16 protein-coding genes are annotated in these 19,716 nt (G+C 69.6%); 10 read left to right on the top strand and 6 right to left on the bottom strand.

The features are described 5' to 3' along the window. On the bottom strand, positions 1 to 668 hold a 668-nt coding region (locus ACN469_RS05675), incomplete at its 3' end, for an N-acetylornithine carbamoyltransferase (RefSeq protein ID WP_498764910.1). 169 nt (positions 669 to 837) lie between these two features. Here ACN469_RS05675 and ACN469_RS05670 point away from each other — a divergent pair. The 10 genes from ACN469_RS05670 to ACN469_RS05625 all read left to right on the top strand — a co-directional run bounded on the left by ACN469_RS05670 (position 838) and on the right by ACN469_RS05625 (position 13,927). Then, positions 838 to 1,272, top strand: coding sequence for an arginine repressor (locus ACN469_RS05670; protein WP_323390366.1), 435 nt, complete (start codon positions 838 to 840; stop codon positions 1,270 to 1,272). Between the two features lie 231 nt (positions 1,273 to 1,503). Next, a complete protein-coding gene (locus ACN469_RS05665) occupies positions 1,504 to 2,061 on the top strand; it encodes a Uma2 family endonuclease (RefSeq protein WP_498764908.1) in 558 nt (185 codons plus the stop codon). A 100-nt stretch (positions 2,062 to 2,161) separates the two neighbouring features. Continuing rightward, positions 2,162 to 3,406 (top strand): vWA domain-containing protein, encoded by a 1,245-nt coding sequence (locus ACN469_RS05660; RefSeq protein WP_498764906.1) that lies wholly within the window; start codon positions 2,162 to 2,164, stop codon positions 3,404 to 3,406. A 9-nt stretch (positions 3,407 to 3,415) separates the two neighbouring features. Continuing rightward, positions 3,416 to 4,123: a response regulator transcription factor gene (locus ACN469_RS05655; protein WP_498764904.1), complete on the top strand. Its 708-nt coding sequence runs from the start codon at positions 3,416 to 3,418 to the stop codon at positions 4,121 to 4,123. Then, entirely contained in the window at positions 4,120 to 5,874 is a 1,755-nt protein-coding gene (locus ACN469_RS05650; RefSeq protein ID WP_498764902.1) for a sensor histidine kinase, read from the top strand. The genes ACN469_RS05655 and ACN469_RS05650 overlap by 4 nt, the downstream gene beginning before the upstream one ends. A gap of 400 nt (positions 5,875 to 6,274) precedes the next feature. Continuing rightward, on the top strand, positions 6,275 to 6,826 hold the full coding sequence (locus ACN469_RS05645) for an ECF-type sigma factor (RefSeq protein ID WP_498764900.1): 552 nt from the start codon (positions 6,275 to 6,277) through the stop codon (positions 6,824 to 6,826). A 270-nt stretch (positions 6,827 to 7,096) separates the two neighbouring features. Further along, the gene (locus tag ACN469_RS05640) at positions 7,097 to 9,286 is read left to right on the top strand and encodes a hypothetical protein (RefSeq protein WP_498764898.1); all 2,190 of its coding nucleotides are present in this window, start codon (positions 7,097 to 7,099) and stop codon (positions 9,284 to 9,286) included. A 127-nt stretch (positions 9,287 to 9,413) separates the two neighbouring features. Further along, a complete protein-coding gene (locus tag ACN469_RS05635; protein WP_498764896.1) occupies positions 9,414 to 11,330 on the top strand; it encodes a HEAT repeat domain-containing protein in 1,917 nt (638 codons plus the stop codon). Between the two features lie 54 nt (positions 11,331 to 11,384). Continuing rightward, positions 11,385 to 13,154, top strand: coding sequence for a hypothetical protein (locus ACN469_RS05630; RefSeq protein ID WP_498764895.1), 1,770 nt, complete (start codon positions 11,385 to 11,387; stop codon positions 13,152 to 13,154). A gap of 50 nt (positions 13,155 to 13,204) precedes the next feature. Then, on the top strand, positions 13,205 to 13,927 hold the full coding sequence (locus ACN469_RS05625) for a hypothetical protein (RefSeq protein ID WP_498764893.1): 723 nt from the start codon (positions 13,205 to 13,207) through the stop codon (positions 13,925 to 13,927). 109 nt (positions 13,928 to 14,036) lie between these two features. Here the strand turns inward: ACN469_RS05625 and ACN469_RS05620 are convergent, their stop codons facing one another. The 5 genes from ACN469_RS05620 to ACN469_RS05600 form a co-directional block, all read right to left on the bottom strand. After that, a complete protein-coding gene (locus tag ACN469_RS05620) occupies positions 14,037 to 15,779 on the bottom strand; it encodes a DUF885 domain-containing protein (protein WP_498764891.1) in 1,743 nt (580 codons plus the stop codon). Between the two features lie 22 nt (positions 15,780 to 15,801). Then, the gene (locus ACN469_RS05615; RefSeq protein ID WP_498764889.1) at positions 15,802 to 17,118 is read right to left on the bottom strand and encodes an amidohydrolase; all 1,317 of its coding nucleotides are present in this window, start codon (positions 17,116 to 17,118) and stop codon (positions 15,802 to 15,804) included. 103 nt (positions 17,119 to 17,221) lie between these two features. Then, complete coding sequence (locus ACN469_RS05610) at positions 17,222 to 18,310, bottom strand: SDR family oxidoreductase (RefSeq protein WP_498764887.1); 1,089 nt, start codon at positions 18,308 to 18,310, stop codon at positions 17,222 to 17,224. Between the two features lie 79 nt (positions 18,311 to 18,389). Further along, positions 18,390 to 18,935 carry a TetR/AcrR family transcriptional regulator gene (locus tag ACN469_RS05605; RefSeq protein ID WP_498764885.1) on the bottom strand — a complete coding sequence of 182 codons (546 nt, stop codon included), beginning with the start codon at positions 18,933 to 18,935 and terminating at the stop codon, positions 18,390 to 18,392. 84 nt (positions 18,936 to 19,019) lie between these two features. Beyond that, on the bottom strand, positions 19,020 to 19,703 hold the full coding sequence (locus ACN469_RS05600) for a spermidine synthase family protein (protein WP_498764883.1): 684 nt from the start codon (positions 19,701 to 19,703) through the stop codon (positions 19,020 to 19,022). Between the last annotated feature and the right edge of the window lie 13 nt (positions 19,704 to 19,716).

The raw sequence follows: 19,716 nt of genomic DNA, 5'->3' as shown, positions 1-19,716 counted from the left end.
TTGGCGTACGCCTCCGCCTCCGCGCGCACCGAGGGGTGCAGCTCGAAGCCGGGAGGATGCGCCACGCGCACCTCGCAGCCAGCCGCCGCCGCGCTCAGGAGGAACGAGTTGGGGACCGCCTTGGGCAGCGGCTTGATGTGCGGCGCCCACGTCAGCGTCACGGGCAGCTTCTGCGTGGAGCCGAACGTCTCGCGCAAGGTCAGCACGTCCGCCAGGCCCTGGCAGGGGTGCTCGCGCGCGGACTCCATGCTGACCACGGGCACGGTGGCCCACTTGCGGAAGGCGTTGATGATGGGGTCGACCTCGTCCTCCTCGTCGCCGCCACCCTGCGAGAAGGTCCGCACGCCCAGCATGTCCACGAAGCGCGAGAGGACGGGCGCGGCCTCCTTGAGGTGCTCGGCCCGGTCCAGGTTCATCACCGCGCCCTCGCGGTGCTCCAGCTTCCACACGCCCGAGCCGACGTCCAGGATGATGGCGTTGCCACCCCCGCGCAGCATCACCGCCTCGAACGAGGTGCGCGTGCGCAGCGACGGGTTGAAGAACACCATCCCGAGGATGTTCCCCTCCAGATGACGACCCGGAGGCGTCTTCTTCCATGCCGCGGCCTGAGCGAGGACGGCCTCTACACCCGCGGGGCCGAGATCCTTGATGTGCGTGACGTGCTTCATGGGGCTGCGCTCCCCGGCCTGGACCGATGCATGGGTGAGTGAATATGCACCAACATGCGTGCATTTCCGCGAATGGGGCGCGGATATTATGCAGAAAGACGCGACGCGCAAGGGTAATGTTCCCGCAATCTTTCATGCGGGTTCCTTGCATGGAAATTCACGCGCATGCATGGTGGTGGGAATGAACCTGGACGACGAAATCCTTCGGCTCATCTCGGAGCGGGAGATCAGCGATCAGGCGGTCTTGCAGGAGCTGCTGGAGGCGGAAGGGCAGGCCCCAAGCCAGTCCACGCTGTCGCGGCGGTTGAAGAAGCTGGGCGTGCAGAAGGTGGGCGGGCGCTATCAGCGCGCGTCGACGGAGCCGGTGGTGGCCACCGAGCGGCAGCGCGTCAGCATCATCGAGGCCCCGCCGAACATGCTCGTGGTGAAGACAGGGCCTGGCTACGCGCCAGCCCTGGCGCTGGCGTTGGATCGCGAGCCGGAGGTGCCGGGGCTCGCTGGCACGGTGGCCGGTGACGACACCATCTTCGTCGCCGTGACGGACCCCGCGCGGCTGCGTGAGGTGCGCTCCGTCGTGGAGCGGCTGATGCTGCGGAGCGCCTGAGACGGCGGTGTTCGGCCATGGCGCTCCCTGGCCGCGTGATTGCAAAACATGCGCGTGCGTGGCCCGAGCCGGGTGGCGGTGTATCGCCCCCTTGCGTCCGCCGTCCAGCCGATACAACCTGGGAGGGTGGTAGCCGCATGGACACCCTCACACGTCAGACCCCAGTGTTATTCCCCTCGCATGACCATGGAACTGGGGTTGGGCGGCGAGGCTTGTTGGTATGGGGACGTCATGGACAAGAAGCCGGCCACGTATGCGGACCTGGAGGCGCTTCCCGAGACCGTGGTCGGGGAGCTCATCGATGGGGTGCTGCACGTCAGTCCTCGGCCAGCACCGCGGCACACGCTGGCGGCGTCCCGGTTGGGCAGCGAACTGGGTGGGCCGTTCGACCGGGGACGAGGCGGGCCTGGAGGCTGGTTCATCCTGGACGAGCCGGAGCTTCATCTGTCCGGAGGCAATGTTCTCGTCCCGGACCTCGCGGGCTGGCGGCGTGAGCGGATGCCAGAACTTCCTCAGAAGGTCGGCTTCACGGTCGTCCCTGACTGGGTCTGCGAGGTGCTGTCCCCTTCTACGTCGCGACTGGACCGCTCCCTGAAACTGCCCCTGTATGCCCGCGAAGGCGTGCGCCATGTCTGGATCATCGACCCGATAGCGCGGACGCTGGAGGTCCATCGCCTCGAGGGACGAAGCTACGTCCCGCCTGTCATCCATGAGGCTCTCGCGAGGGTTCGCGCGGAGCCCTTCGAGGTCTTCGAACTGGAGCTGGGTTTCCTCTGGGATGCGCGGTAGCCGCGCACCCGGTTACACGGCGGTTACACCTTTCGGACGGTCTCCATCGTTACTGTTCCAAGCGTGCTCTTCAGGGCACTGCCGCACGAAAGGACTCACGATGAAACCCGCCCTCAAGCTCCCTGTCATCCTCGGCTCGGCCGCGGTGCTCGCCCTCTCCGCGCTCCTGTTGGGCAAGCCCGCCTCCACCCCGCCTCCCGCCCCGCCGCCCGTGGTGGCGCCTCCCGCTCCCGTGGCGGTGGTCACTCCGCCTCGCGTGGAGGTCCCCCCCGCGAAGCCCGCGCCGGCCGATGCCTCGGCGCCCGTCATCCAGATTGCCCTGCTCCTGGACACCAGCGGCAGCATGGACGGCCTGTTGGATCAGGCCCGTACGCAGCTGTGGAACATCGTGAACCGCTTCTCGCGCGCCCGCCGCGACGGCGTTGCTCCCAGGCTCGAGCTGGCCCTCTACGCCTACGGCTACGCGGGGGAGGGCGCGGGCTCGAACGAGATTCGCCTGCTGACGCCCTTCACCACGGACCTGGATGCCATCTCCGAGCGCCTCTTCGCCCTGCGGACCTCCGGTGGGTCGGAGAACTGCGGCGAGGTCATCCAGGAGGCCACCCACAAGCTCGCCTGGAGCACGAACCCGGACGCGATGCGGCTCATCTTCATCGCGGGCAACGAGACCTTCACCCAGGGCCCTGTCGACTTCCGCAAGGCCGTGGCCGTCGCCAGCAAGCGGGGCATCACCGTGAACACCATCCACTGCGGTGACTACGAGCAGGGCATCTCGGACCAGTGGAAGGCCGCCGCCACGCTCGCCGATGGCAGCTACATGAACATCGACCAGAACCAGAGGGTGGTGGAGCTGGCGGCGCCGCAGGACCAGGAGATTGCCCGGCTGGGTGAAGAGCTGAACAAGACCTACGTCGTCTATGGCGGCGCCGCGGGCAAGGCGAGCCAGGTGCGGCAGCAGGAGCAGGACAGCCTCTCCCGCGGCGTGTCGGTGCAGAACATGGCGGCGCGCTCGATGGCGAAGTCCTCCGGGAACTACTCCAACGAGAGCTGGGACCTGGTGGACGCGGTGAAGAAGAACAAGCTGGACCTGGGCGCCGTCGCCGCCGACGACCTGCCCGAGCCGATGCGCAACCTGGACGCCGAAGGGCGCAAGGCGTGGCTGGCGGCCCGGGAGAAGGAGCGTGCGGACCTCCAGCAGCGCATCCAGGACCTGGGCAAGGAGCGTCAGCAGTTCCTCGCGGATGCGCGCAAGCAGAACCCCACGAAGGACGAGGCCACGCTGGACGGTGTCATCGGCCAGGTGGTGACGCGCGAAGCGACGAAGCGTCAGTTCACCTTGGAGTAGGATGCCGTCATGGCCGCGCGCCGAGTGCTCGTCGTCGAGGATGACCCCGCCATCCGGCGCGGAATCGTGGATGCGCTTCGCTTCGAGGGCTACGAGGTCCTCGAAGCGGGCGTGCGAGAGGAAGGCCAGCGACTGGCGGAGCGCACGCCGGTGGACCTGGTGCTGCTGGACCTGGTGCTCCCGGATGGTGACGGGCTGGACCTGCTCCGGGCCGTGCGCAAGAGCCGGCCGACGCTGCCCATCATCATCCTCACCGCCCGGGGCCAGGAGGAGGACCGGGTGATGGGACTGAAGCTCGGCGCGGACGACTACGTGGTGAAGCCCTTCTCGGTGCGCGAGCTGCTGGCCCGAGCGGGCGCGGTGCTCCGTCGCTCGGCGGAGCGGCCCCAGGGCGCCTCCCGCGTGGACTTCCCCGGAGGACACTTCGTGGTGGAGCGCCGCGAGCTGAGCTTCGATGATGGCTCCCGGACGGACCTCTCCGAGCGCGAGGCAGAGGCGCTGCGCTACCTGGGGGAGAACGCCGGGCGGGCCATCTCTCGCGAAGAGCTGTTGGAGCGCGTGTGGCACCTGCCCGCGAGGAGCGTGCAGACGCGGACGGTGGACATGACGATGGCGCGCCTGCGGGAGAAGCTGCGCGACGACTCGGCCGAGCCCCGCGTCATCCTCACGGTGCGCGGCAAGGGCTACATGTTCTCCGTGCCGGGCGGCCCGAGATGATTCGCTCCTGGCGAGTCTGGCTCGCGGTGAGCGCCTGTCTGCTGCTCGCGCTGGCCGGTGTGGTGTGGCTGTCCGTGTTCGCCCTGCGGTTGGACCGCGCGGACCGTCAAGCGCGAGAGAGCGCGGGGCGCGAGGAGAACGTGCGGCTGGCGCTGTGGCGACTCGACTCGGAGCTGCTGCCGCTGGTGGCCCGGGAGAGCGCGGTGGCGGTGGAGGCGTATGAGGCCGTGGCGCCCGCGCGCGGCGTCCTGGACGCGGAGCGGCGTCCCCTGCCGGAGGGCCACGCCTGGGTGGCCTCGCCCCTGCTCGCGGGCCCGCCAGAGCACGTCTTGCTGCACTTCCAGATGGGGCCCGACGGAGTGGTGTCCTCGCCCCAGGTGGTGGAGCCCGCGCTGCGCGCTCCAACCCTCCCGCGCTCGGGAGTCGACGCGGAAGTCCTGCGCCGACGGCTGGAGCAGGTGTCGCGCCTGCTGCGGGAAGCTCCCGTGCGGGAGGCGCTGGCGAGGCGCGTTCCCACGCCGTCCCTCCTCACGACGCGGCGGGAGGCTGGGAACAAGCTGGCGGATGCGCTCCAGTGGACGAAGAACGCGAGCGAGTTCGATGCGCGCTCCCGCAGCGCCCGCCAGGCCGCGAGTCAGAACATGGTGGGCTACGGCAAGGTGGCGTTGCCGGAGCAGGCCCTCGCCCGGGAGGTCGTCGAGGAGATGCGGGCCATCTGGGTGGGAGATGTGCTGCTGCTCGGGCGGCGCGTCCAGGTGGACGGCGAGGAATACATCCAGGGCTGCTGGCTGGACTGGCCCGCGCTCCAGCAATGGCTCCAGGGCAAGGTGGAGGACCTGCTGCCGGGCGCGACGCTGGAGCCCGTGAAGGACGCTGGGGCGCTGAAGGGGGAGGGCCGGATGCTGGCGTCGCTGCCCGTGCGGCTGGTTCCGGGCGCGGCTCCGGGTGAAGAGGGCTCGTCGGGGGCGCTGTCGTCCTTGCCCCTGGTGTTGATGGTGGCGTGGAGCGGCGTGGCGCTCGCGGGCGTGGCCGTGGTGGCGCTGCTGGGCGGAGTGATGTCGCTCAGCGAGCGCCGGGGCGCGTTCGTCTCGGCCGTGACGCACGAGCTGCGCACGCCGCTGACGACGTTCCGGATGTACACGGAGATGCTGGCGGCGGGGATGGTGCCGGACGCGGCGCGCCGCCAGGAGTACTTCGACATCCTCCACCGGGAGGCGGAGCGGCTGAGCCACCTGGTGGAGAACGTCCTCGCCTATGCCCGAATCGAGCGGGGGCGCACTCCCGCGCGGCTGGTGCGCGTGGAGGTGGGCGCGCTGCTGTCCCGGATGGAGGAGCGGCTCTCCGAGCGCGCGCTCCAGGCGGGCCTCTCGCTGCACGTGGAGGTGCCTCCGGGCGTGACGGTGCTGACGGACCCGTCCGCGGTGGAGCAGGTGCTCTTCAACCTCGTGGACAACGCGGCCAAGTACGCGGCGGGCGCGGAGGACAAGCGCCTCCATGTGGAGCTGGAGCGACGTGGCAGAGGGGTGGCGCTGGCGGTGAGGGACCACGGGCCCGGGGTGGATGCGGCCACGGCGCGCAAGCTCTTCGAGCCGTTCTCCAAGTCCGTGCAGACCGCGGCGAGGTCCGCGCCCGGCGTGGGGCTGGGGTTGGCGCTGTGCCGGCGCCTCGCGAGGAGCATGCGCGCGGACCTGCGCTACGAGCGGGTGCGGGGAGGCGGTGCGCGCTTCGTGCTCTGGCTGCCCGCCGCCTGACGTCCGTCGTGACTCACTTCCAGCCTGGGACGCCGAGCGCCTGTCAGCCGGGCGACGGACTCACTCCGCCCGCACCGGCCGCCCGCATGGCGTGACGCCTGGATTCCCCTGGCAGGCCCGGATGCTCGGAGCAGGGAATGCGACGTCTCGCCCCACGAACGTATTCCAGCGGTCCTTGGAAATGTAGACAAACGAGATAATCAAGAAAAAATGGTGGGGTCTCATTGCGCGAGCCCACCCTGAGAGCGCAGGTTGGGTCATCCCACCGGGCAGGGAATTGTCGGCCTTCACGAAAAACAATTCTTTGTTCTCAAGATTCGCGGGGGAACTCGTTCGACATCGTAGGCAGGCGTGGCGAAGCGACTCGATGGGATGTGAGACCCAGGAGGACACCATGGGCATGTCGGAGATGACATCGCTGCTGGACGACGCTCGCAACGGGAACGCAGAGGCTCGGGACGCGCTGAGATGGGTGGCGTACCAGGAGCTGCGGGAGATGACGCACTCGGACATGAATGGCGAGTCACCCCGCCTTTCCACGCGTCCGATGATGCTCCTGCGAGACATCTGGCTGCGTCTGGCGGGGGATGTGTCGGACGCGGACCGGCGGCGGCACTTCCTGTGCGCGGGTGCCCAGGCGATGCGACGGGTGCTGGTGGAGGGCGTGCGGGTCCGCAATGCGCGCCGGACCCATGTTCGCCGCGAGCCCTTGTACCTGCGTGACGAGGTCTTCGAGTTCCCGGTCGGCGTCGAAATCGACGTGCTGGATTTGGAGCGGGTGCTGGTGGAGCTGGAGGCGTTCAAGCCCCGGCTGGCCCGCGTGGTGGAGCTGCGCTACTTCGCGGGCCTGGGCATCCAGGAGACCGCGGCGGTGCTGGGCGTGGTCCCCGCCACCGTCCGACGTGACTGGACCTTCGCTCGCGGCGACCTGTGCGAGCGCGTGGGTCACTGATTCCCTGAAGCCCCAGGTCGTCCCCGGTCGAGCCCGGGCCTCGCGCTTCGAGGCCTTGGGCTCGTTCGTCGTTTCGTGGCCACGGGCCGTGTCGCGCGGGGCGCTGTTGCCTCGCAGGCAACGCCCCTGGGCTTCCGTGTTGTCCCCGGGTCCTCGTCTGGCGCGCGGGTCTCCTCGTGTCCCCGAGTGAGCAGCGCGCGGCACAGCGTGTGCTCTGTGGCTGCGCGGGCCGAGCCCGAAGCCGGCCCCACACCAAGGACGAAGCTGCATATGACCAAGGGGAAGAAAGTGGGCCTGTTGGGGAACCCGCTGAGTTGGGCCGGACTGTCCGTGACGATTCTGGCGGCGCCGGCGAGTGTCGCGGCGCCCTGCGCGACGCCGGTGCTGGAGCAGTGCGCGAACGTGGACTACCGCGCGAGCAGCTGCGGGCAGACCTTCGACGCTTATTGCCAGGGCCTCACGGAGACGGCGTGGAAGGCGCGCTGGGAGCAGTCGCCGAAGAAGGTAGCGCTGTTGCCAGAGGAACTCGGTGGCAAGACGGCGACGGTGGGCACGCAGCCCGTCACGCTGGGCGTCACCAACTTCAGCGGCATGGACCAGAGCCTCGCGGGCCAGGTCCTCAAGGGCCAGGTGCTCTACCGCAAGCGGCTGGAGAACCTGACGAAGCCGGAGAAGGCGTACCTCACGCAGCTGGAGGCCTGGGACAAGAACGGCACGCAAATCACCTCGTGCCAGGAGTTCGTGGACGAGAAGTACCACGGCTACAGCCGCTTCGAGCGAGTGGCGGGCCAGTACGGTGACGACTACCGCGCGCTCTTCAACGCGGCGTACGGCGCGGACGGCATCGCGAACCGCACGCTGTACAGCCGCGACCAGAAGAAGCTGGCGCCCATCTGGACGGCCCAGACGGTGGCGAAGAACGCGTACTTCGAGTTCGCCCCGGGCCCGTACCCGGACGGCATCAATGGCTACGAGTTCACCTCCGAGGCCGCGCTCCTGGCCAACAACGAGCAGGCCCGCAAGTGGGCCACGCCGACGGACGCCTGGCACGAGTCGATGAGCAAGCAGCTCATCAAGACCCCCGACGACGTGCTCACCGTGCGTCAGGAGGAGCAGGAGGCCTTCACCGCCCTGCTGCGCAAGCGCGCGGCCGTCTACGCCGACTGGCAGCAGGCCGTCCTCATCTACAAGCGGCAGGACATGGACCCCAAGGAGCTCGGCAACATCGTGGGCGAGCAGCTCTACGTGCTCGACAAGGCCATCGAGGAGAAGCTCGTGAAGGCCCAGGAACTGGGCTGCCTGAACACCTCGACGGTGACGTCCTGCGACTGGAGCCCGCGCCGTTACAAGGGGCAGCTCGAGGCCGCCATGGCGCCGCGCCGCGCCGCGGACCTGCAGGCCTGTCTGAACCTGACGGGCAACGACTTCAGCGACCAGAGCTTCGTCCGCAACGCGGACCTGCTCAAGCTCTCCGCGCTGAAGCAGAAGGACTACACGCTCACCTCCACGCTGCTCACCCAGTATCTGAGCATCTACGGCCAGCACATCGCGAAGCTGGATGCGCCGGTGGAGCCGTCCACGGGCCTGGTGCGCCATGGCAGTGAGCACAGTGACAGCGGCTACGGCGGCGAGACCGCGTTCGGCGGTGGCTACGACTACAAGGCGGGCTGGGAAGTCACGGCGCCCGGCGCGGACCTGAAGGCGAAGTCGTTCGGCCTGACGGGGCCGTGGTGCGACTACAACGCGCGGATCTACGCGGAGTTCAACGCGTACGTGAACGTGTTCGGCCCCTCGCGGTTCGAGGTGGTCCACGTCCAAGGGGAAGCGGGCACGGAGGGCAATGGCATCCGGCTCCAGCTGGGCGCCCGCGTGCTGGGCATCGGCGTCTACAACCACGACAAGAACTACCCGCTGCGCATGGTGTTCGCGGAGGAGACGCCCTTCTACGTGAGTCACTCCGCCCAGACTTCTGTCACCTACATGGTCTGGTTCATTCCCGTCACCTTGAAGGGCGGCGTCTCCGCCGAGACGGGCATCAAGGTGAGTCTGGGTGGCGCCATCACCCGTGACTGCGCGGCGGACCTGCTGGGCGTGGACCTGTTCGGCACCATCACCCCGTACCTCGTCGCCAAGGGCTTCGTGTCGGTGGGCATCGGCATCCCGGAGCTCCAGGTGGCCGTGCGCGCGGAGTTGCTCATCACCCGCGTGAATCTGCCGCTCTACAGCGACATCGGCATCTACCTGAGCTCGCCCTCGCACCCGACGAACCCGAACACGCTGTTCCTCCGGCTCACGTCGAGGCTCGACCTCGAGGCGCGTTTCCTCGACGGCCGCATCCTGCTCTACGCGGAGCTGGGGCCCTTCAACGCGGAGTTCCCCGTCTTCACGTGGAGCGGGTTCGGCGTGAATCACAACATCTTCAACGAGCAGCGGACCGTGCCGGTGGTGCAGCTCTTCTAGCCACCCGTGCGGGTCCGGGCCGGTTCCTCCCGTCGAGGCGGAACCGGCCCCGCTACAGCCACCCAGGTACAGGTGTTCCTGGGTGGCCCATTTCCGGTCCTCTTCAGTCTGATTCCTGGAGTCCTTCATGCGTCGCCCGAGGTTCGCCGTCCGCACGGCCGTGTTGTCCACCCTGTTGCTCACCGGCTCGCTGTCCGCCTGGTACTTCACGCGCCCCACCGCGACGGGCGCCGACACCTCGGCCGTGGCGAGCAACTCGCGGCTGCCCCTCTACCAGTGGACGCAAGGCGAGGAGCGCGTCTACCGCTTCGTCTGGGACGACCTCCAGCGCGTGTCGTTGCCGATGCCCGCCTCCGGTGAGTCCACCACGATAGATGGAACGCTGCACTTGGAGGGCTCGCTGGCGCTCCAGGCGCTGGAGGTGCGCCCCACCGGAACGCGGCTGCGGTTGACGCTGAAGTCCCTGGAGCGGCACGAGGCCATCCTGTCGGGCCAGGCGCTCTTTCCCGACGCCGCCACCCTGGCGTCGCACCTTCCCGAGTCGGCCTCCGCGTGGGTGGAGCTGGACGCCCGGGGCGCGCTGATGGCGGTGCGCTTCTCGGAGGCCGAGCCTCCCATGTTCCGTCAGCTCACGCAGACGCTGGCGGCCGAGATGTTCCCCACGGAGCTGCGCGATGCCGCCCAGTGGAACGCCGTCGAGTCCACCCAGACGGGCGACGTGGAGGCCCACTTCCGCTTCGAGGGGGACGGTGACGCGCGGCTGACGCGCCGTCGCTCGCGCTACCAGAAGCTGCGGGCCGCGGGCGAAAGCACGCCCTTCCAGCAGGACCTCCGCTCGCTCACGCGCTTCGAGCGCACCCCGGAGGGGCGCCTGGCGGGCGTGTTCCATGACGAGTCCCTGGACGCGTCGCGGCCCGGCGGCGGCGCGCTGATGTCGCGCCGGATGCGCCTGCGCGTGGACTTCGCCTCTCGCGAGCTGAAGCCGCTGCTCGCGACGGGAGAGGCCAAGTCCATCATCCGCTTGCCCTCGCAGATTGCGTTCGAGGGAGACCCGGAGGTCTCCCTGCTGCGCAGCCAGGCCGACGGCATGACGATGGACCGGGTGCTCCAGGTGCTCTCCTCCGCGAAGAGCGCGGAGGCCATCGCGGACCTGGACGGCTTCGTGCGCCGTGCCATCGCCGCGCTCAAGCTGGAGCCCGAGCGCGCGCGGGAGCTGTCGGCCGTCTTCCTGCGCAAGGGCGTGTCGCCCGGGCTGCGCGAGCTGACCATGGACCTGCTGGCGGGGGCCGGCCATGCCGAGGCTCAGGCCACGATGCGCGAGCTGCTCCAGTCGCCGGTGGCCCGCGAGCACGAGGGCGCCTTCGGGTTGATGGTGCAGCGCGCCGGCTTCCTCCGGGAGCCCGAGCCGGAGACGGGGCGGCTGCTGACGGCGATGCACGCCCAGGCCCGCGCGGCGAACGACGTGGCCACGGAGCGGGCGTCCCTGTACGCCCTGGGCGGCGTCATCTCCCACCTGTCTCCGGGGGACCCGGAGGTGGCGAAGTACGTGCGCCCGCTGGAGGCCGCGCTGAGGGATGCACGCAGCGACGAGGAGCGGATGCACGCGCTGCGCGCCCTGGGCAACACCGGCCTGGAGTCCGTGCTGGACCAGGCGGGCCCCCACCTGCGCGCGGACTCGGCGGAGGTGCGCGCCGCCGCTGCGGAGTCGCTGCGCCGCGCGCCTCAGGAAGTGGCCACCCGCATGCTGCTGGACTCGCTCGACTTCGAGAAGGTGCGAGATGTGCAGTCGGCGCTGCTCGACGCGCTGGATGCGCGCACGCTGGACGCGGCGGACCTGGAGCGGCTGCGGGGCTGGGTCGTCTCCGGCCAGCTCGCGTCCGGCGCGGAGTCCACGCTCCTGAACGTCATCACCCACCGGCTCGATGGCAGCGCGCCCATCTACCAGATGCTCCAGGCCCTCGCGCTGCGCCCGGGGCAGCAGTCCTCCGTGCGCGCTCGCATCATGTCCCTGATGGCCCAGTCCTCCGCCCAGCGTGACGGCTGAGCCACGGCTTCACCACGCTTCTCGTCTCAATCACTCCACGCATTCGAGGTCTTCATGAAACGCATTCTGAACAGGCTGGGCCTGCTGGCCTTGCTCGGCCTCTGGTTGACTCCGGTGGCCCAGGCGGACGTCCTGGACGACGTCTGGCGCGGCACGAACGTGCGCCTCAACGCGGCGCGCATCCATGTGAAGGGCAACGACTACGCCACGGGCTACTGGCTGCTGCCCAAGGCGCCCGGCACGCTGAACCTCAACGTCCCCGCGCGCGACTTCGGCATCAACTCGGACGTGGTGCTGCGCATGTCCGGCTCGCGCTCCGGCAACGTCCTGACCTGGACCTTCGACGAGACGCTGGCGAACCCCTACTACCTGGGCAGCGCCAACAGCGTCACGCGCGTGCGCGGCACGCTGAAGGCCTTTGCCCGGCTGGTGCGCGGCGCGGATGACCCGTTCTGCGCCCACTCCGCGTGTCCGCACAACGTGGAGCTGGTGCTGACCTCTGGTGGCCAGGTCTGGGTGGACGGCTACACGGACATCGTCTTCAAGTTCAACTGGACCGAAGAGGTGGCGGTCCGCCAGTTCGTCGCCTACGCGGGCATGCCCCGTCCGCGTCTGGCCTCCGTTCGCGTGCTGACGCCCACCAACCGCTGCCAGTCGCCGGACCCCTCGGAGCTGGTGGGCGAGGTGACGCTGAGCAGCCCCGCGCCCACGGGTGGCGCGCTGGTGGAATTGCTGAGCGTGGACGCGAGCGTGAACGTGCTCAACGTGCGCGTCCCCGAGGCCCAGCGCACCGCGCGCTTCGCCATGCGGCTGCCGGCGGGCTGGTCCGGCCCCACCGTCATCCAGGCCTCGTCCGGCGGAATCCGTCAGACGCTCAAGGTGGGCGTCTTCCGGTGCGTCGTCGTGCTGTTTCCGTTCAAGGCCTGGACCACGTTGCCCGCGTACTCCATTCCCCGCTTCCTGCTGAACGGTGGCGCGGTGGTGGCGCGACTGGCGAACCAGGAGTCGGACTCGCTCGTCACCACGAAGGACACGTACTCGCTCCAGGACGTGCTCAAGGTGAACCGCGTGGAGGTGAAGGGCATCAGCGGCAGCGGCGACGTGTTCGGCACCGCGTACACGTCCAAGGGCCCCAGCGCGTTCCGACTGAAGGCCGGCGCGGTGAAGGCGGGCGCGGAGGTGTGGGTCGACGGCTACGAGGCGCTCCTGGGCAACGCTCATGGCACCCCGCTGGTGCGCTGGCCGGATGACAAGGACACCGTGTACCTGGTGGACGAGGTCGGCCCCATGAAGCACCAGGGACTGGCGGGGCTCGCCTCGGGCCGCAACTTCTTCAACGCCCTGGGAGAGGCCGCGTCCACCGTGGCGACGAGCAAGGGTCCGCGCGCGGTGCGCATCGTCGGCAAGGAGTCGCAGGTCCTGGTGGACCAGGAGTCGGAAGTCACCGCGCTCAACGACGTGGGCATGGTGCTGGGCACGGCTCGCACCCCCGACAAGAAGCAGCGGCCCTTCCGCTGGTCCCAGAAGGACGGCGCGCAGTGGCTGCCCCTGCCCGAGGGTGCCGTGTCCGCGAAGGCCGTGTCGCTCAACGTGAGCGGCTGGGCCGTGGGCACCGCCACCGCCGAGGATGGCAAGACGCAGACGGCCTTCATCTCCACCCCGGATGGGAAGAAGAGCGTCCCGCTGTCCCAGGTGGCGCCCGTGGAGCTGACCAAGGCGGGTTACCGCTTCGTGGAGGCGCTGGCCGTCTCCGACGACTTCGAGGTCCTGGTCCGCGCGGTGGATGGCGAGGGACAGACCGTGCATCTGGTGCTGCGCCCATGAGCCACGCCGACACCGTGCTCCCTTCGACTCTGCGAATGAGGATTCCCATCGTGAACTTGAACTCACCCCTGCGGGGGCTGTTGATGCTGTGCATGGTCGTCATGGCGGGCTGTGGAAGCTGCCAGGGCGGTGGTAGCCCGAGCTGCGACCCCAGCCAGGCGGGGACCCAGGGCTGCGCGTGCCGCACCGATTCCGCGAGCTGCAACGCGGGGCTGGCGTGCAACAGCGGGACGTGCGTGCCGTGTGGTGGCGAGGGACAGGAGTGCTGCATCGTCAGCGCCGCGGGCACCTGCAACGGCTCGCTGATGTGCGTGATGGAGTCGGAAGGCGAGCTGTGCCGCAACTGCGGTGACCTGGGTGAGGCGTGCTGCAACTCGTCCAGCGGTCAGATGTGCAACCCGGGAGGCAACTGCGTGAGTGGCAGCTGCCAGTCGGCGACGGGCGGAGCGTGCGACCCCGCGGGCTCCATCTTCACCGTGGGCATCCAGGACCGGTTCCAGTGCGCGGTGCGCACCGTGGAGGTCCGCGCGACGACGGCGGCGAACGCGATGACGTGCGCGATCACCAGCGGCATGCTCAATACGGGTGAGTCGTTCTTCGAGGAGCCGAACACGCCCATCACCGACTACGAGAGGTGCGTGGAGTCGGCGCCGGAGGGGCGGCGCACCATCTCCGTGAGGGCCTTCAGCGACTTCGGGGCCCATCGCTGCACGACCTTCTCCCGGTGCGGAGACCTCGGCTGCAGCACCAACATTCCGGGTCGCTGCCCTTAAACCCTGAGGTGGGGAGGGAGGAGCGCGGGCGTCTTGGGGGACGCTCGCGCTCCCGCGAGTCGCGGCGAGGGTCTCCCGGCCCGGAGGCCCTCGTCGCGACCCGCGGTCGTCAGCGCAGGAGCAGCCGCCGCACCAGCGGCAAGGGGAGGCTGCCCTGGGCGACGAAGGCGTCATGGAACTGCTTGAGGCCCTGGCCCTTCGCGGCCTGGTAGTCCTGGGCCAGGCGCTGCACCTCCAGCTTTCCGAACGTGTAGTAGAGGTACGTCGGGTTGTAGGCGCCGCGCCGGGCCTCCTCGAAGGCATTGGCCGGCTGCTGGAAGCACCGCTCGCGGAACAGGCGCGCGGCGTCCTCCACCGTCCAGCCCGCGGTGTGCAGCTTGATTCCGGCCACGTAGCGGCAGTCGCGCAGCAGGGCCTCGGACAACTGCGCCAGACGCGGCTTCGGGTCACCCCCGCCGAAGCCCTGGTCCAGCATCATCTGCTCGGCGTAGTGGGCCCAGCCCTCCGCGTTGCTGCCCACGGCGACCAGCTTGCGCACCTTCGTGGGGAAGCGGGGGGCGTAGAGGAACTGGAGGTAGTGGCCGGGCCACACCTCGTGGATGTTGATGACCGCCACGACGGGCGCGTTGTAGAGGCGCAGGTGCTCCTCCTGATGCTTCGCGTCCCAGTCGGGCTCCACGGGCGTGACGTAATAGAACGCCTCGGTGGCCTTCTTCTCGTAGGGCCCGGGCGTGTCCATGGAGGCGAAGGAGCCCGAGCGCGCATACGGCGGCGTCTCCTCCACGCGCGGACGCACCTCCGAGGGGATGGTGACCAGGTCCTTGGCGACGAGGAACTCGCGCACGCCCTCCACCGAGCCGCGCACCGTGGGGATGAGCTCCTGGGCCGAGGGGTGGTCCGCCTCCAGCTTCGCCATCACCTGGGCCGGCGAGAGGCGCGGGTCGATGCGCTTCGCGGTGGCCACGAAGTCGCGGAAGTCCTTCTCCAGATTGGCCTCGCCACGCGCGAGCAGCTCCGGCAGGGGCAGGTCGATCATCTCCTCGTAGCGCAGCTTGGTGAGGAAGCGCTCCTCGCCCAGCGCGTACTTTCCCGTGGAGCGCGGCAGCAGGTCCTTCTCCAGCCAGAGTGCGTAGTCCTTCACCGCGGCGATGGCGGCGCGGTTGGCCACGAGGAACGAGGACTGGAGCACGGCGTCGTTGCCCGCGGCGTCCTTGGCCCACGTCGCCACCGAGCCCTCGAAGAAGCCCACGGAGCCCTTCGCCATGCGCAGGGCCAGGTCGGTGAACTCACGCGGCGGCGTCTGGACGTTGGCCTTGCCGGCCGCGAAGACGGCGGGCACGGCCTTCAGGCGCGCAATCACCGCGCGAAGTCGCTCGGCCTTCGGCGCGAAGTCGCGCTTCATCAGCCCGTCGATGGCGCCCCCTGGCAGCCCCGCGTACAGCATGGGGTTGTGCTCCCAGCTCCGGAGCACGCTCAGCTCGTAGTGCTCCGCGAGGAGCTGGCTCTCCAGGGCCTCCGCGTCGATGGTGTCATCGAAGGAGAGCGAGCTCCGGTCCACGGCGCGCAGCCGCGCGAGCAGCGCTTCGAGTTCGCTGATGCGGGCCTCGATGCGCGACCGGCTCAGGTCCTCCAGCTTGCTGTCGTAGGCGTGAAATCCCACCGCCGTGCCGTTGGACGGCGAGAAGTCGAACGAGGCCTCGAAGATGGTGTCCACCAGCTTGGAGAAGTTCTCGGGCGGAGGGCCACCATTCGAGGAGGACTCGGGGGCGGAGGCGGGCACTTGCCGCGCGCAGGCGCAGAAGAGCCCGCAGGCGGAGAGGAGGAGCGCGCGTGCGGTGGCGGCTTTGAGCATGCCGCCGTTCTAACAAGGCGCCTCAGGGCTTGCCCAACAGCTCCAGGGCCGACGTTGTCAGTGCGGTGACACCCGTGCGCAGCGTGCGCTCGCGGTCCGGGATGAATCCGGAAGAGTGGAGAGAGGGGAGCGGCTCGCCACCGGAGCGGGCCTGGGTGAAGCGCTGGGGCTCCACGGCGCCGAGCCAGAGCATCACGGCGGGGACGCCCGCGCGGCCGTACTCGGAGAAGTCCTCGCCGCCCATGACGGGCTGGGCCTCGCCGACGTTCTTCTCGCCGAGCGCTCGCACCACGGCGTCGGTGAGGCGGCGGGTGAGCGTCGGGTCGTTGTACGTGGCGGGAGTGCCCTCCGTGACTTCGACCTTGGGCGGACGGGGGGCACCGGAGACGAGGGCTTCCCCCTTCGCGACGCGCTCGATGCCGTCGAGCAGCGCCTTGCGCACCTCCGGCTTGTACGAGCGCACGGTGAGCTGGAGGCGCACCTCGTCCGGGATGATGTTGTGCTTGGTGCCGCCCTGGATGGCGCCCACGGTGATGACGCCGGGCTCCAAGGGATGCTTCTCCCGGCTGACCACGGACTGGAGCGCGAGCACGGTGCGCGCCGCCATGACGATGGGGTCCACCGTGGTGTGCGGATACGCGCCGTGGCCGCCCTTGCCGTAGAGGGTGATGTCCACCGAGTCCACATGCGCCATCGCATAGCCGGCCACGTACTCCACCCGTCCGGCGGGAGCGGCGGTGGTGTTGTGGAGGGCCACCGCGAAGTCGGGCTTGGGGAAGCGCTTGAAGAGGCCGTCGGCCAGCATCTTCCGCGCGCCCGCGCCAATCTCCTCGGCGGGCTGGCCCACCATCATCAGCGTGCCCTTCCACTGGTCCTTCTTCTTCGACAGCAGCGTGGCGGTGCCCAGCCACACCGTCATGTGCACGTCATGCCCGCACGCGTGCATCACCGGCACCGTCTGCCCCTCGGCGTTCTTCACCGTGACCTTGCTCGCGTAGGGCAGGCCCGTCTTCTCCTCCATGGGCAGCGCGTCCAGGTCCGTGCGCAGCATGACGGTGGGCCCCGGTCCGTTGCGCAGCAGGGCGACGACGCCCGTGCCACCGACTCCGGTGGTGACGTCGAAGCCCAGCTTGCGCAGTCGCTCGGCGAGCTTCGCGGCGGTCTTCTCCTCCTGGAAGGACAGCTCCGGGTTCTGGTGCAGGTCCCGATAGAAGGTGTCCAGCTCGGGGTAGAGGCCATCCAGGCCACCGAGCACGACGGACGGCTGCGCCGCGAGTGAACGCCCCACGGGCGCGGTCAGGAAGATGACGAGCAAGGCCAGCAGGGAAGGGCGGTTCACCAGGAGGTCTCCGGTCCGTGTCGAGAGCGCCGCCACTACACCACAGGACGAGGCGCTCGGTGGGCGGAGCTCGGGTGCGGGCCCTGGCTCCTGACAGGCAGGGTCAGGCGGGACGCATCGTCGCGGCGCGAGCCCGCTCGACATCGGGGGTGAAGTCCGCGGCGCGCAGGAAGTCGAACCAGCGCTCCATCACCGTGTGCACCGGAGGCAGCTCCACGCCCATGCGTCGGGCCAGCGCGAGCGCGGGCTCGACCGGGTAGCGGGCCGTGTCGAGGAAGCCGAGCGACTCCGTGGCGGCGCCGAGGAGTCGCTCCGGCAGCCAGCGCACCCACGAGACGGGCAGGGTGAAGCGCGGCGCCCGTCGACCGGAGCGCTCCGCCGCCCACCGCACGAGCTGATGGAGCGGAGGCGTGCTCGGGTCCAGCAGCGTGTACTGCTGCCCGCGTGTCTCGGGCAGCTCCGCCACACCCGCGAGGAAGCGCGCCACGGTGTCCACGGCCACCAGGGGGACGAAGGTCTCCGGAGAGCCCAGCAGCACGGGCATCGTCCCCGCGTGGACGCGCTGCAACGTGTCCCCGATGCCCAGGCTCTGCACCGTCGCGCCGGTGCGGCTGTCCCCGATGACGGAGGAGGGATGCACCGTGGTGACGGGAACCCCGAGCCGCGCGGCCGTCTCCAGCGCCACCTGATGCGCGAGCGCCTTCGAGGCCTCGTAGGCGCCCGAGCCCGTGAAGCTCAAGGAAGGCGCGGGGACGACTTCGCCCGAGGCGTTGAATCGAGGGCCGATGCGATAGCCGCCCACGAGCACGAGCCGTCGCAGCGCGGGCAGTCGGGAGGCCCGCTCCACCACGGCGCGAGTGCCCTCCACGTTGGTGCGCCGTGCCTCGTCCGCGCCCAGGTGCCAGGCAAAGCGTGCTCCCATGTGGAACACGTCGCGCACGTCCTGGAGCGCGTGTTCATCCTCGGCGCTCAGTCCCAGGCGTGGCGCGTCCAGGTCGCCCTCCAGGAACACGAGCTGCTCGGGTGCGCCTCCCAGCGCGGCCACCCAGTCGCGATAGGCCTGGGCCCGCGCGCGCACATCGCGCGACAGCAAGGCCACCCGTTGCCCGCGCCGAGTGAGTTCAGGAACCAGCCAGCGCCCCAGCAATCCCGTGGAGCCGATGACGAGCGCATCCGGTGATGACACCTTCATGATGACCTCAGTTTATATAGACCAGTCTACATATTATGAAGTCGAGCCAGCGCGGCCCATCCGCGTTGGCTCGGGGCCGCTATCCGTCCAGCGAGAGCAGGCGCTCCAGTTCTTTCGACAGCTCCTCGACGGGAGCACGGCTTCGATGGGCGCGCATGAGCAGCAGCGCGCCTTCGATGGCGGAGAGCAGCAGGGCCGCGCGTCTCCGTGACTCGGTGGGGGTGAGGCCTTCAGCGCGGAGGGCCTCGGTGAGGAGCTGTTGCCAGGTGCGCAGGGCCTCGGCGGCGGCGGCGCGCACCGGCTCGGGAGTCGCTCCCGAGGAGAGGACCACGGCCGAGACGGGGCAGCCCTTCTCGAAGCCGGAGGCCTCCGCCCGGTCCGCGAGCGTCGCCAGCGCGCGACGCAGCCCGGCGACCAGGCCTCGCTCGGTGGCGAGGTGCTCGCCGAGCAGCTTCGTGACTTCCGTGGAGGAGACCTGGAGCGCCTCCACCGCGAGCTGCTCCTTGCCGCCCGGGAAGTGGAAGTAGAGCGAGCCCCGAGGCGCCTTGCCTGCCTCCAGCAGCTCCTGGATGCCCGCGCCCGCGTACCCCGAGCGCTCCAACATCTCCGCCGCCGCGGCAATCATCCGACGGCGTGTGTCCTCTCCCTTGCTCACGGAGAGATGAATATACCGGTCATCATATTCTGTCGAGCCCTTCTGAAGCCCGGCTCAGCCGCGGCCCCTGCCCAGCTTGCCGATGAAGAGGACGTGGCGGGGGCCCTTGGTGCCGTGGGCACGGGGGTGGAGGACGTCGACGGTGAAGCCGCACTTCTCCATGCGGCGCTCGAAGGCGGGGGCGGGGCCCGCGCTCCACACGGCGAGCATGCCTCCGGAGCGCAGGGCCCGGGCGGCGTTGGAGAGCCCACGCAGGCCGTAGAGCCCCTGGTTGTCCGGGTGGGTGAGGGCGCTGGGGCCGTTGTCCACGTCGAGCAGGATGGCGTCGAAGGTGGCGGAGTTGCGAGCCATCACGTCGCCGACGTCCCCTTCGACGACGGTGACGCGCTTGTCCTCGAGCGGAGCCCCGGCGAGGGGCGCGAGGTTCGGGCCCCGGTTCCAGGCGATGATGGTGGGCAGCAGCTCCACGACGGAGACACGGACGCCCGTGCCCACGGTGTCCAGTACGGCACGCAGCGTGTAGCCGAAGCCGAGCCCTCCGACGAGCACTCGGCCGGTTCCGGAGGCCACCACTCCGGCGCAGCCCGCCTTCGCGAGAGCCTCCTCCGAGCCGTGCATCCGACTGGACATCAGTGTCTGGCCGCGAACGCGCAGGACGTACTCATCCCCTCGACGGACCAGGGTCAGCTCGCCCACCTCCGGCAGGTTCGCGCTCTCGAGTGTCTCCCAGGGCTTCATGGGCACGGCTCTT

The organism is Corallococcus terminator, from assembly GCF_049194865.1.
Classification (GTDB): Bacteria; Myxococcota; Myxococcia; order Myxococcales; family Myxococcaceae; genus Myxococcus; species Myxococcus terminator_A.
Note: the sequence above shows the minus strand (reverse complement) of the source record. Positions and strands in the feature narration are given on the sequence as shown.